11 protein-coding genes are annotated in these 12,509 nt (G+C 72.7%); 9 read left to right on the top strand and 2 right to left on the bottom strand.

All coding sequences use genetic code 11. The features are described 5' to 3' along the window. Positions 1-39: 39 nt before the first annotated feature. Positions 40-720 (bottom strand): bifunctional DNA primase/polymerase, encoded by a 681-nt coding sequence (locus ACN9MM_RS20145; RefSeq protein ID WP_426364918.1) that lies wholly within the window; start codon positions 718-720, stop codon positions 40-42. A 510-nt stretch (positions 721-1,230) separates the two neighbouring features. On the opposite strand from ACN9MM_RS20145, the gene ACN9MM_RS20140 reads away from it, so the two are divergent. Continuing rightward, complete coding sequence (locus ACN9MM_RS20140; protein WP_426364917.1) at positions 1,231-2,682, top strand: PP2C family protein-serine/threonine phosphatase; 1,452 nt, start codon at positions 1,231-1,233, stop codon at positions 2,680-2,682. A 214-nt stretch (positions 2,683-2,896) separates the two neighbouring features. After that, entirely contained in the window at positions 2,897-4,357 is a 1,461-nt protein-coding gene (locus ACN9MM_RS20135; protein WP_426364916.1) for an aminopeptidase P family protein, read from the top strand. Between the two features lie 101 nt (positions 4,358-4,458). On the opposite strand, the gene ACN9MM_RS20130 is transcribed toward ACN9MM_RS20135, so the two are convergent. Further along, positions 4,459-4,920 (bottom strand): ATP-binding protein, encoded by a 462-nt coding sequence (locus ACN9MM_RS20130; RefSeq protein ID WP_426364915.1) that lies wholly within the window; start codon positions 4,918-4,920, stop codon positions 4,459-4,461. Between the two features lie 358 nt (positions 4,921-5,278). Between ACN9MM_RS20130 and ACN9MM_RS20125 the strand changes: the two genes are divergently transcribed. From ACN9MM_RS20125 to pheA, 7 genes are all read left to right on the top strand, one after another. Further along, positions 5,279-6,055, top strand: a complete 777-nt coding sequence (locus tag ACN9MM_RS20125; protein ID WP_426364914.1) for a hypothetical protein — start codon at positions 5,279-5,281, stop codon at positions 6,053-6,055. A 126-nt stretch (positions 6,056-6,181) separates the two neighbouring features. Next, the gene (locus ACN9MM_RS20120) at positions 6,182-6,940 is read left to right on the top strand and encodes a YcnI family protein (protein ID WP_426364913.1); all 759 of its coding nucleotides are present in this window, start codon (positions 6,182-6,184) and stop codon (positions 6,938-6,940) included. A gap of 36 nt (positions 6,941-6,976) precedes the next feature. Beyond that, entirely contained in the window at positions 6,977-7,696 is a 720-nt protein-coding gene (locus tag ACN9MM_RS20115) for an SCO family protein (protein ID WP_426364912.1), read from the top strand. After that, positions 7,693-8,145, top strand: coding sequence for a copper chaperone PCu(A)C (locus tag ACN9MM_RS20110; protein ID WP_426364911.1), 453 nt, complete (start codon positions 7,693-7,695; stop codon positions 8,143-8,145). Before ACN9MM_RS20115 ends, ACN9MM_RS20110 begins: the two co-directional genes overlap by 4 nt. A 24-nt stretch (positions 8,146-8,169) precedes the next feature. Further along, complete coding sequence (locus ACN9MM_RS20105) at positions 8,170-10,161, top strand: copper resistance protein CopC (protein WP_426364910.1); 1,992 nt, start codon at positions 8,170-8,172, stop codon at positions 10,159-10,161. A 5-nt stretch (positions 10,162-10,166) separates the two neighbouring features. Beyond that, positions 10,167-11,426, top strand: coding sequence for an iron uptake transporter deferrochelatase/peroxidase subunit (efeB, locus tag ACN9MM_RS20100; RefSeq protein WP_426364909.1), 1,260 nt, complete (start codon positions 10,167-10,169; stop codon positions 11,424-11,426). A gap of 111 nt (positions 11,427-11,537) precedes the next feature. Next, complete coding sequence (gene pheA, locus ACN9MM_RS20095; protein WP_426364908.1) at positions 11,538-12,473, top strand: prephenate dehydratase; 936 nt, start codon at positions 11,538-11,540, stop codon at positions 12,471-12,473. Positions 12,474-12,509: the final 36 nt, after the last annotated feature.

Below are 12,509 nucleotides of genomic sequence, written 5' to 3'. Positions count from 1 at the left end.
CCGTTCGGGTGAACGGCTGTGCCTCCCGGCGGACTGGACTCAGTACGCGAGCCTGCTGCCGCCGCCCGGTGTGCTCGTGCTCGCCTCGACCAGGGCGTCGACCACCGCCTCGACGTCGGGCAGCCACGGCCTGGCCGAGCCCGCGAGCGGTGCCCGCTCCCAGCGGACCTGACCGGTCCCCGCGACCGACGGCGGCAGCAGCAGGTAGCCGCCCTCGCCGTGGAACCTCAGCGAGCTGGGCACGCTGTCCTTCGCGTACAGCAGCTCGCCCAGCCGTTCGAGGCCGTACGGGGCGACGAGGATCGACCACCGGGTCGGGGTCGCCACCACCGGGCCGAGCCGCATGCCCGTCCCGTCGAGCGCGGCGAGCGCCCGCGCCCCCGCCACCGCGGGCAGGCTGACCGCGCAGGGAGCGCCGCCGCCCGTGGCCAGCACCACCGGGGCGTCCGGGCGCCGGGTCCACCACCAGCGGATCATGCGCTCGTCCGTGGTGGCCGCGAGCAGCCCGGGGTCGTAGGGGTGCGCGCCGGGCACCACGCAGTCGGGGTCGGGACAGGAGCATGCCGCTCCCGTGGCCGTACGGGTCGTCGCTCTCAGGCTCGCGCCCGGCAGGACCGGCCAGTTCCACTCGACCGCGAAGGCGACCGCGGCGTCGAGCCGTGCGGTCCTCTCCTTGCGCCGGAACCGGAGCCTGCGTCGCCTTCCGAGGATCTCGCGCATGAGCGCTCGTTCCTTTCCGTTGAACGCCGAATCCACATCACACCATGTGCAGAACTCTTCACCGTGCGTATCAGCGCGTGCCGGGTCGGCGGGGTGCCGGACCGCCGGGGAGCGGTGCGGACCGGGCCGGTGCCGGATGGATCCCGGAGGGACCGGGTGGAGCCGGAGCGGGCAGAACACGTTCCCCGCCACTCGGTGGCGGGTTGCGGCCTGCGGCGGGTAAGACGCCGGGGTTCCGCGTCACGTTCCGGGGCGGTGCCAACTGCCCCTGCCTGTCACCGATTACGTACCCAGCACGCTTCGGATGACGCGCTTTCAAACGACGCCAGTCGACCGCAAAAGGTGCACACCGGGGGCAATTTTCGGCCAACTTCTCGCGTACTTCAACCCTCGTGCACGACCTCACGGACACCACAAGTCCCATGGGGACAATGCTGGACATCGTTCCTCTCGTGCGTGTACATGTGGAGGCATCGAGCGGCTCAGAATGACATGGGGGTTTGCGATGCTATGGCGTCAAACGCACCGGTCGGAAAGCCGACTGACATGAGCGTCCCGCACATGCCGAAAGTGGCCGGAATCGATTCCACGGTTCCCGGGCCCCCGCACACTACGTCGCCCCTCGCCGGGGTCCCCGCGGCCGCGGGTCCCGCCGACGCGGCCCTCCCACCCGGTGCCCTGATCCAGGACCGGCTCGCCTCCTGGGTCTCCGACCTCACCACCCTCCACGAACTCACCGAGCGCCTCATCAGGACCTCCTCCCTCGACGAGGCCCTGCGCGAGGTGCTCGGCGCCGGTGCCGCGCTCGTCGGCGCCCGCCGTGGCATGGCCGTCCTCGAACCGGCCGACGGCCACGGCCCCACCAGCACCATCGGCCTCGGCCTCGCCCACTCCGACCTCGGCACCATCGAGACCGTCCCGCGCGGCGCCACGAGCTACGGCCGCCTCCTCGACGGCCTGCCCGATCCCGGGCACCCGGAGCGCGTCCCCGATCCGATCGCCATCCGTGACGTCCGTACGGAGGAGGGCCTCGACCCGCGCCACCGCGAGGTCGCCGCCCGCCTCGGCTACGCCGCCAGCTACGCCCTGCCCCTCGCCACCGAGGAGGCCGGCCGACTCGGCGCGGTCGTCTGGCTCTACGACGAGCCCGCCGAACCCACCGACCGGCAGCGCCACCTCATCGGGCTCTACGGCCGCTTCGCCACCGAGCACCTCGCCCGGCTCCTCCAGGTCGAGCGCGCACGCGTGCAGGTCTCCACCATCGCCGAGGAGCTGCTCCCCAGCCGCCTCCCCCGCGTCCCCGGCGTCCAGCTCGCCGCCCGCCATCGCACCGGCCCGCTGGGCGGCGGCGACTGGTACGACGCGCTGCCGCTGCCCGACGGCGCCCTCGGCCTGGCCGTCGGCTCCGTCTCCGGCACCGGCCCGAGCGCGCTCGCCGCCATGGGCCGGCTGCGCGCCTCGCTCCGCGCGTACGCCGTGATGGAGGGCGAGGACCCCGTCGCCGTCCTCTCCGACCTGGAGCTCCTGCTACGGCTCGCCGAACCCGCCCGCTCGGCGACCGCGCTCTTCGCGTACGCCGAGCCCGCGCAGCGCCGGATCGTCCTCGCCGGCGCCGGACACGCCCCGCCGCTGGTCGTCGGCGACCGCCGCACCGAGTTCGTCGAGACCTCGCTCTCGGCCCCGCTCGGGATGCTCTCCTGCTGGGAGGCACCGAGCGTCGAGCTGTCCCCCGCACCCGGAGAAACGGTGCTTCTCTACACGGACGGGCTGCTGCGCCGTACCGGTGACGCCATGGACCGGGCCTTCGCGCGACTGCACGCGGCCGCCGCGAGCGTGCCGAGGGCGGACCGGGGCGACCCGGGCGCCGTCGCGGACCACGTCCTGCGGACGATGCTCCCCGAGGGCCTGGACCGGGCCGTGGACGGGGAGGACGTGGTCCTGCTCGCCGCCCGCTTCGAGTGAGAGGCGTGCGATTCGGGTGGGAGGCGTGCGATTCGGGTGGGAGGCGTGCGCTTCGAGTGAGCGGCGGTCGATTCGGGTGAGAAGCGTGCGATTCGAGTGAGAAGCGTGTAAGCGGAACGTAACTCTCCGGTAAGAGGCCTTCTGGCCCTGTGCCCCCTTCCGTACGACCGTACGATGGTGGAGGTTCAGTGTCGTACCAAGAGGAGGCAGACCCGTGGCCGAGGAGCTCACGCCGGAGACCCCGGAAGAGACCGAAGAGCAGGCGATCAAGCAGCGGAAGAACGGCCTGTACCCGGGCGTGTCCGACGAGCTCGCCGAGAACATGAAGTCCGGCTGGGCCGACACCGAGCTGCACGACCTCGCCCCGATCGCGCAGGCCGACAAGACCGCCGCGCGCCGCGCCGGGCTCTCCGCCCGCTTCCCGGGCGAGCGCCTGGTGATCCCCGCCGGGAACCTGAAGACCCGGTCGAACGACACCGAGTACGCCTTCCGCGCCTCCACCGAGTACGCGTACCTCACCGGCGACCAGACCCAGGACGGCGTCCTCGTCCTGGAGCCCACCGCCGAAGGCCACGAGGCCACGATCTACCTGCTGCCGCGCTCCGACCGGGAGAACGGCGAGTTCTGGCTCGACGGCCAGGGCGAGCTGTGGGTCGGCCGCCGCCACTCCCTCACCGAGGCCGAGCAGCTCCTCGGCATCCCGGCGAAGGACGTGCGCGAGCTCGCCGACGCCCTCAAGGAGGCCACCGGCCCCGTCCGCGCCGTCCGCGGCCACGACGCCGGCATCGAGGCCGCGCTGACCGACAAGGTCACCGCCGAGCGCGACGAGGAACTCCGCGTCCACCTCTCCGAGGCCCGCCTCGTCAAGGACGCCTTCGAGATCGCCGAGCTGGAGAAGGCCTGCGCCTCGACCGCCCGCGGCTTCGAGGACGTCGTCAAGGTCCTCGACAAGGCCGAGGCCACCAGCGAGCGCTACATCGAGGGCACGTTCTTCCTGCGCGCCCGCGTCGAGGGCAACGACATCGGCTACGGCTCCATCTGCGCCGCCGGCCCGCACGCCACCACCCTGCACTGGGTCCGCAACGACGGCGACGTCCGCTCCGGCGACCTGCTGCTGCTCGACGCCGGCGTGGAGACCACCGAGCTCTACACCGCCGACATCACCCGGACCCTGCCGATCAACGGCCGGTACACCGAGATCCAGCGCAAGATCTACGACGCCGTGTACGAGGCGCAGGAGGCCGGCATCGCCGCGGTGAAGCCCGGCGCCGCCTACCGCGACTTCCACGACGCCGCCCAGCGCGTCCTCGCCGAGAAGCTCGTCGAGTGGGGCCTCGTCGAGGGCCCGGTCGAGCGCGTCCTGGAGCTCGGCCTCCAGCGCCGCTGGACCCTGCACGGCACCGGTCACATGCTCGGCATGGACGTCCACGACTGCGCCGCCGCGCGCACCGAGAAGTACGTGGACACCACCCTGGAGCCGGGCATGTGCCTGACGGTCGAGCCCGGTCTGTACTTCCAGGCCGACGACCTGACCGTGCCGGAGGAGTACCGCGGCATCGGCGTCCGGATCGAGGACGACATCCTCGTCACCGAGGACGGCAACCGGAACCTCTCGGACGCGCTGCCGCGCCGCGCCGAAGAGGTCGAGGCGTGGATGGCCGCGCTGAAGGGCTGATCCCCGCGTACGTTGGAACCGAAGGGCCCCCGCCGACCGACCGGCGGGGGCCCTTCCCCTGTCCCGGGGGCCGAAGGCCGAAGGCCGAGGGCCGAGGGCCGTCAGGCCAGAAGCAGCGCCGGACTGTCCCGCCACTTCAGGATCTTGTCGAAACTGACCACGGCGCCGCCCCGGCCCGAGCGGTTGCCGAACTGGACGTGATCGGCCAGCTCCTCGATCAGACGCAGCCCCCGGCCGTTCTCGGCCTCGTCGGACGGGACTGCGGGAGCGGCACGCCCCGGGAACCCCGGGCCCGAGTCGGCCACCTCGATGCGACAGGTCTCGCCGTCCAGGTACGCCGTCACCCGGTACGCCTCCGAGAGCGCCCCGCCGCCCAGCTCGCGGGAGCCGCCTCCGCCCCCGTGCTCGACGGCGTTGGCACACGCCTCGGTCAGCGCGACCGACAGCTCGTACGACACGTCGGGATCGACACCCGCCGTCTCCATCGTGCCCATCAGCAGCCTTCGCGCCAGCGGCACGCTCGCGGCCTCGCGCCGCAGATGGAGTGACCACCAGATGCTCATGCTCCAGCCTCCCGGCAGCGGCTCGACATACCGTTACCTATTGCCGGAGCGGACGTCCCGTAAGCGCCCCAAGGCGTCAAGAGCGCTCGTTCGGCGGATGCAGGCGGCGGGTGTGCCGGTGTATGTCCCGGGGTACGGCGGCGGATCTCACCGGGTACGTCGGCTTGTCCCACCAGGAACGCCGCTGCGTCTCGGCGGGAACGCGGGTGCGTCTCGGCGGGAACACGGGTGCGTCTCAGCGGGACGGCGGGTGCGTCTCGGCGGGAACGTGGGCGTATCTCACCGCGAAGACGCTCAAGAACGACCTTCCGGACCTGCCTCATGACGGTGGGGCGCGTGGTGCGATGATGGGCCCGCCATGACTGCCCCCGCGCTCGCTCCACGGCTGCTGAGGGCCGCGGTGTTCACCGCGGTCTGCGTCGTGCTGTCCGCGTTGGGACACGCCCTCGCCGCCTGTGCGGGCATCGCGCTGTGGACCCTCGTCGCCGGTCTCCTCGGCGTCTTCGGGGTCACCGTCCTCTTCTCAGGACGTGAGCGCTCCCTCGGCTTCGTCGTCGGAGCCCTCACGGGCGGACAGCTCGGCCTGCACGTCCTCTTCGGGCTCGGACAGCGTCCGCTGACCCTCAGCGGCCAGACCGACGACACCCTCGTCCGGATGGCCGCCCGGCTCGTCTGCGGCGCGGGCACGGCGTCCCTCAGCCCCAGCGACGCCACCCGGATCCTCACCGACGCGGGAGTAGACCCGGCCGGCGCGCACGCCCACCACATGGGCCACGCGGCCGCCACTCCCTCGGGTGAGCTGCTGCCCGGGCTGCCGATGCTGCTCGGCCACCTCCTGGCCGCCCTGGCCGCGGGCTGGCTGCTGCGCCGCGGCGACCGCGCCCTCGGCCGGCTCGTCGAGCTCTCCGAGCAGGGCGCGACCGAGCTCGCCGAGTGCGCCCTCGTGCGCTCCCTGCGGGCCGCGCTCCGCCTCGTACGGGCCCTGCTCGCCGGGCTTCCGGCGGCGCCGCACACGGGACCGCGCCGGACCCTCCGGGCGCCCTCCGACACCTCGCCGCCGCCGACGGCCGAGGCACTTCAGCACACGGTGATCAGGCGCGGCCCCCCGGCCGCCGACTGCGTCCTCGCAGCCTGACGCGGACCGCTCACCGCTCGACGGGAGTGGGCCGCGCCCGTCCGCACGCCTGTGCGGGACCCCTGGTCCCCGGCGCGCCGGACTCCCACGTCCTGTGATCTCTTCCGAGCTGGAGTGTCTCCTTCCATGAGCGTTTCCCGTGTCTCCGCCGTCCGCACCGCCCTCGCCGGCGGGATCGCCCTCTCCTCCGTGGTGCTGCTCTCCGGCACCGCCTTCGCGCACGTGAGCGTGCAGCCGCAGGGCGAGGCGGCCAAGGGCGGCTACGCGACCGTCAACATCAAGGTCCCGAACGAGCGGGACAACGCCTCCACCGTGAAGCTGGAGGTCAACTTCCCGCTCGACCACCCGCTCGCCTCCGTCATGCCGCAGCCCATCCCCGGCTGGAAGGCCGAGGTCACCAAGAGCAAGCTCAGCAAGCCGCTGGAGCTGCACGGCAAGAAGATCAACGAGGCCGTCTCCAAGGTCACCTGGACCGCCGACGGCTCGAAGATCGGCCCCGGCCAGTTCCAGCAGTTCCCGCTCTCCCTCGGCCAGCTGCCCGAGGACACCGACGAGCTGGTCCTCAAGGCGATCCAGACGTACGACAACAAGGAGGTCGTGCGCTGGATCGAGGAGCAGAAGGACGGCGCGGAGGAGCCCGAGAACCCGGCCCCCGTCCTGAAGCTCTCCGCCGCCTCCGCCGACCACCACGGCGGCGCCGCCCCGTCCGCCTCGGCCGCGACGGACGAGAAGGCCGGCCACGACGACAAGGCGGGCGACCACGAGGAGACCGCCGCCTCGCCCTCCACCGACACCACGGCCCGTGTCCTCGGTGTCGTCGGCATCCTCGTCGGTGCCGCGGGTGTCGCCTTCGGCGTCCTCGCCGGCCGCCGCCGCTCGGCCTGACGGCCGCACCCTCACCCGATATCCGGAAGAAGCACCATGTCTGAAGAGAAGACGCCCGGGACGGCATCGGCCCGTCCCGGGCGGCGCACACCGCTGGTCATCGCGGCCGTCGCGATCGTGGCCGCCCTCGGCATCACCGCCGCGGTCGGCCTCGGCGGCAACGACGACAAGCCGTCCGGCTCCGGCTCGCCCGTCGCCGAGGTCTCGGGCGGCACCGACTCCACCAAGGCGGCGACCGTCCTCGACCGGCCGTTCACCAAGCCCGCGCTCGTCCTCACCGACACCAAGGGCCAGAAGTACGACCTGCGGGAACGCACCAAGGGCAAGCCGACCCTCATCTACTTCGGTTACACGCACTGCCCCGACGTCTGCCCCATGACGATGAGCAACATCGCCATCGCCAGAAAGCAGCTCCCCAAGGCCGACCAGGACAAGCTCCAGGTCGTCTTCGTCACGACGGACCCCGAGCGGGACACCTCCGCCGAGCTCGCCAAGTGGCTGCCCGCCGCCGGCGACGCCTCATTCACCGGTCTCACCGGCGACTTCTCCGCCATCCAGGCGGGGGCCCGGCAGATCGGCATCGGCATCGACCCGCCGAAGAAGGACGAGAACGGCAACGTCGTCTCCATGCACGGAGCCCAGGTGATCGCGTTCTCGCCCACCACCGACCAGGGCTACGTCCTGTACGGCGAGGACACGAGCATCGACGACTACGCCAAGGACCTGCCGAAGATCATCAAGGGGGAGAACCCGTGACCCGCCGCACCACCGCCCTCTCCGCCGCCGTGGCCCTCGCCGCCGCTCTCACGCTGACCGGGTGCTCTTCGGAAGACACCGAGCCGAAGCTGGAGGTCAGCGGCGCGTTCATGCCGCAGCCGGTGATGGACATGGCCGGCGGCTTCCTCACCATCAAGAACGACAGCGACACCGCGGACAAGCTCACCTCCGTGACCAGCCCGCTCTCGGACGACATCACCATGCACGAGACGAAGAACCAGAAGATGCAGCAGGTGAAGTCCTTCGACATCCCCGCGAACGGCGAGCTCTCCCTGGCACGTGGCGGCAACCACATCATGTTCATGGAGCTGAAGAACAAGCCCAAGCAGGGCGAGAAGGTCAGCATCGAGCTGCACTTCGAGAAGTCCGACCCCATCAAGGTCGACGTGCCCGTCGAAGCACCCGGCCACAACCCGCAGCAGCACTGAGCTCGTTGACGGAGTGACACACAGATGACAACCACCGCCCCGCGCCTCGGCAACGCCCTGGCCCGGCTGCTGATCCTCGCGGCCGCGCTGCTCGGCACGCTGCTCGCCGGCGCCGCCCCCGCCTCCGCGCACGCGGCGCTCACCGGCAGCGACCCGAGGGACGGGGCGGTGGTCGCCACCGCCCCCAAGGAGGTCAACCTGACCTTCTCCGAGCAGGTCGCCATGAGCGCCGACGCCATCCGGGTCCTCGACCCGGCGGGCCGCCGGGCCGACACCGGCGAGATACGCGACCTGTGCAGCGGCTCCGTCGTCCGGTACGGCGTGGAGCTCCGCGCCGGCCTGCCCGACGGCACGTACACCGTGGCCTGGCAGGCCGTCTCGTCCGACAGCCACCCCGTCGCCGGTGCCTTCACCTTCTCCATCGGTTCCCCCTCCTCCACGTCCGTCGCCCTGCCCGACGAGGCACCCGGCGGCGGCCTCGTCGGCGCCCTCTACGGCGTCGCCCGCTACCTCTCGTACGCCGGGTTCGCCGTCCTCGTCGGCGGCGGCGCCTTCGTCCTGGCCTGCTGGCCGGGCGGCGCGAGCGTCCGCGCCGTCCAACAGACGGTCGTCCGGGGCTGGCTGACCCTCACCGGCGCCACCCTGGCCCTGCTGCTCCTGCGCAGCCCGTACACCGGCTCCGGAAAGCTCGCCGACGCCTTCGACCTGGCGGGCCTCAAGGCCGTCCTGGAGACGAAGACCGGTGCCGCGCTCACCTCCCGGCTGCTTCTGCTCGGCGCGGCCGCGCTCTTCGTGGCCGTCCTCTTCGGCGCCTACGCCCGGCGCACCGACCCGAAGGAGAAGAAGGACCTCGCCTTCGGGCTCGGCCTCGGCGGCACCGTCGTCGCCGCCGGCATCGCCGGTACCTGGGCCCTGGCCGAGCACGCCTCGACCGGTATCCAGCCCGGTGTCGCCATGCCCGTCGACATCCTGCACCTCCTCGCCGTCGCCGCCTGGCTCGGCGGCCTCACCGTGCTGCTCGTCGCCCTCTACCGGGCGCCGTCCGTCGAACGCTCCGCCGTCGAGCGCTTCTCCAAGGTGGCGTTCGGCTCCGTGGCGGTCCTCGCGGCCACCGGGCTCTACCAGTCCTGGCGCCAGGTCGGCTCCTGGTCCGCCCTGACCGGGACGCGGTACGGCCAGCTGCTCCTGGTCAAGATCGGCCTCATGGCGGTCCTCATCGGCATCGCCTGGATCTCCCGCCGCTGGACCCGTCGCCTGGCGGACCCGGCACCGCGCGACGCGGACGCGGACGGGACGGACCTCACGGACGGGACAGACGTCGCGGACGAGGCGGACCTCGCGGACGAGGAGCCCGGGGCCTCCGAAGCGGAGGCATCCGACGCCAAAGCCTCCAAGACCACCGACACCCCCGAAGCGGAGACCTCCGAGGCCGTCGACCCCGAGCGGGCCGCGCAGCTCGCCCGGCAGCGCGCCGCCGTCGCCACCGCCACCCGCAAGCGGGAACGGGACGCCGATCCCGAGCGGGCCGGCCTGCGCCGCTCGGTGCTGACCGAGGCCGCCGTCGCCGTCGTCCTCCTCGCCGTGACCACCGTGCTCACCTCGACCGAGCCCGGCCGCACCGAGGAGGAGGCCGGGCGGTCCACCTCCGCGTCCGGCCCGGCCGCCGTGCCCGACCGGCCGGTCGACATCCGGCTGCCCTTCGACACCGGCGGCATCGACGGCAAGGGCGTCGTCCGTCTCAGCCTGGACCCCGGCCGCACCGGCGCCAACGCGCTCCACATCTTCGTCGAGCGTCCCAACGGCAAGCCGCTGGACGTCCCGGAGATCAAGGTCGCCCTCACTCTGGAGGCGAAGGACGTGGGCCCGCTGCCCGTCGCCCCCGACCGCATCCAGACCGGCCACTGGAGCGCGAGCGGCGTCCAGATCCCGATGCCGGGCGACTGGAAGATCCAGGTGACCGTCCGTACCTCCGACATCGACCAGACCACCATCGACAAGAACGTGAAGATCGGCTGAGCCACGTGACCGACAGCGACAACCTTGAGCTCTCCCGGCGGCGCCTGCTCGGCACCGTCGGCGCGGCGGGCGCGGCCGGCCTGGTCGCCGGCGCGGCCGGCAGCGCCGGGATCTCCGCGGCCGTGTCCGGCGAGGACACCGCCGGAGCCGGCGGCTCCCCGGCCCTGACCACGGTCGGCTCGACCGCGGTGATGTTTCACGGGAAACATCAGGCGGGCATCACCACCCCCCTCCAGTCCCGTGGTCATCTGATCGCCTTCGACCTCGCCCCGGGCGCGGGCCGCAAGGAGGCCGCCGCCCTGCTGCGCCGCTGGTCGGCCACGGCGAAGGTGCTGATGTCGGGCAAGGCCCCGGCCGAGGACACCGGGGTCGCGCTCGACGCGGGCCCGTCCTCCCTCACCGTCACCTTCGGCTTCGGCCGTACCTTCTTCGACCGCACCGGGCTCGCCTCGCGCCGTCCCTCCGGTCTGGACCCGCTGCCCGCCTTCTCCGCCGACGCCCTGGACCCCCGGCGCTCGGAGGGCGATCTGTGGGTGCAGATCGGCGCCGACGACGCGCTCGTCGCCTTCCACGCGCTGCGCGCCGTCCAGAAGGACGCCGGGGACGCGGCCCGGGTGCGCTGGCAGATGAACGGCTTCAACCGCTCGGCCGGCGCCACCGCGAAGCCGATGACCGCCCGCAATCTGATGGGCCAGGTCGACGGCACGGGCAACCCGAAGCCCACCGACCCCGACTTCGACCGGCGGATCTTCGTCCCGGCCGGGGCCGGCACGCAGGAATGGATGGCGGGCGGCTCGTACGCGGTGGTGCGCCGGATCCGGATGCTGCTCGACGACTGGGAGAAGCTGCCGCTGGACCGGCAGGAGAGGGTGATCGGGCGCCGGAAGTCCGACGGCGCCCCGCTCACCGGCGGCTCCGAGACCACCGAGCTCGACCTGAACAAGCTCGGGCCGGACGGGAAGACGGTCATCCCGGACAACGCCCACTCCCGGATCTCCGCCCCCGAACAGAACGGCGGGGCGGCCATGCTGCGCAGGCCGTTCTCCTTCCACGACGGGATCGCTCCGGACGGGACGCCGGACGCGGGCCTCCTCTTCGTCTGCTGGCAGGCGGACCCGCTCAGGGGCTTCGTCCCGGTCCAGCGCAAGCTCGACCGGGGTGACGCGCTGTCCGCGTTCATCCGCCACGAGGCGAGCGGGCTCTTCGCGGTCCCGGGCGGTCCCGCGGAGGGCGAGTACGTGGGCCAGCGCCTTCTGGAGGCCTGACAGCGGTGACCGGAGCGAGCCCCCGCGCGGGCGGTACGGACCCTCTCCACGCCGGTGTCCGTCCCCGCTCGGGCGGCGGCCCGCGGCGGCGCCGAGCATTAGGGTGACGGTATGTCCGCCACCCGGTACACCTATCTCGGCCCCGAAGGCACCTTCACTGAGGCGGCGCTGCGCACGCTGCCCGAGGCCGCGACGCGGGAGCTCGTCCCCATGGTCTCGGTCCCGGCCGCCCTCGACGCCGTACGGAACGGTGAGGCCGCCGCCGCGCTCGTCCCGATCGAGAACTCGGTCGAGGGCGGGGTGACCGCGACCCTGGACGAGCTGGCCTCCGGCGAGCCGCTGATGATCTACCGCGAGGTGCTCCTCCCGATCGCCTTCGCCCTGCTCGTCCGGCCCGGCACCAAGCTCTCGGAGATCAAGACGGTCACGGGCCATCCGGTGGCCCAGCCGCAGGTCCGGAACTGGCTGCGGGCGCACCTGCCCGAGGCGGTGTGGGAGTCGGCGGCCTCCAACGCGGACGGGGCCCGGCTGGTCCAGGAGGGCCGGTTCGACGCCGCCTTCGCGGGGGAGTTCGCGGCGACGACGTACGGCCTCGAGGCGCTGGTCACGGAGATCCACGACGCGGAGAACGCCGAGACGCGGTTCGTGCTGGTGGGCCGTCCGGCCCGGCCGGCGGCCCCGACGGGCGCCGACAAGACCTCGGTGGTGCTGTGGCTGGGTGACGATCATCCGGGTGCCCTCCTCGAACTGCTCCAGGAATTCGCGGTGCGCGGGGTGAACCTGATGCTGATCCAGTCCCGGCCCACGGGGGCGGGGATCGGGAACTACTGCTTCGCCGTGGACGCCGAGGGCCATATCTCGGACCGGCGGGTGGGCGAGGCGCTGATGGGCCTCAAGCGGATCTGCCCCAACGTGCGGTTCCTCGGCTCGTACCCGCGGGCGGGCGTCGCGGTCGAGGACGTGTCGCCGCTGCGGCGCGGGACTTCGGACGGGGAGTTCATGGCGGCCTCCGACTGGCTGGCGAGGGCCCAGGACGGTCGGGCCTGATCCGAGGATGACCGAACGCTCCCGGCGCCGGGAGCG

Source organism: Streptomyces sp. E-08 (assembly GCF_049913095.1).
Taxonomy (GTDB): Bacteria; Actinomycetota; Actinomycetes; order Streptomycetales; family Streptomycetaceae; genus Streptomyces.
Note: the sequence above shows the minus strand (reverse complement) of the source record. Positions and strands in the feature narration are given on the sequence as shown.

What these genes read in the sequence shown, in the direction of transcription:
- ACN9MM_RS20130 (WP_426364915.1), bottom strand. Translation starts at nt 4,920, where the DNA reads ATGAGCATCTGGTGGTCACTCCATCTGCGGCGCGAGGCCGCGAGCGTG.
- ACN9MM_RS20105 (WP_426364910.1), top strand. Translation starts at nt 8,170, where the DNA reads ATGACAACCACCGCCCCGCGCCTCGGCAACGCCCTGGCCCGGCTGCTG.
- ACN9MM_RS20145 (WP_426364918.1), bottom strand. Translation starts at nt 720, where the DNA reads ATGCGCGAGATCCTCGGAAGGCGACGCAGGCTCCGGTTCCGGCGCAAG.
- pheA (WP_426364908.1), top strand. Translation starts at nt 11,538, where the DNA reads ATGTCCGCCACCCGGTACACCTATCTCGGCCCCGAAGGCACCTTCACT.
- ACN9MM_RS20115 (WP_426364912.1), top strand. Translation starts at nt 6,977, where the DNA reads ATGTCTGAAGAGAAGACGCCCGGGACGGCATCGGCCCGTCCCGGGCGG.
- ACN9MM_RS20125 (WP_426364914.1), top strand. Translation starts at nt 5,279, where the DNA reads ATGACTGCCCCCGCGCTCGCTCCACGGCTGCTGAGGGCCGCGGTGTTC.
- ACN9MM_RS20120 (WP_426364913.1), top strand. Translation starts at nt 6,182, where the DNA reads ATGAGCGTTTCCCGTGTCTCCGCCGTCCGCACCGCCCTCGCCGGCGGG.
- ACN9MM_RS20140 (WP_426364917.1), top strand. Translation starts at nt 1,231, where the DNA reads ATGGCGTCAAACGCACCGGTCGGAAAGCCGACTGACATGAGCGTCCCG.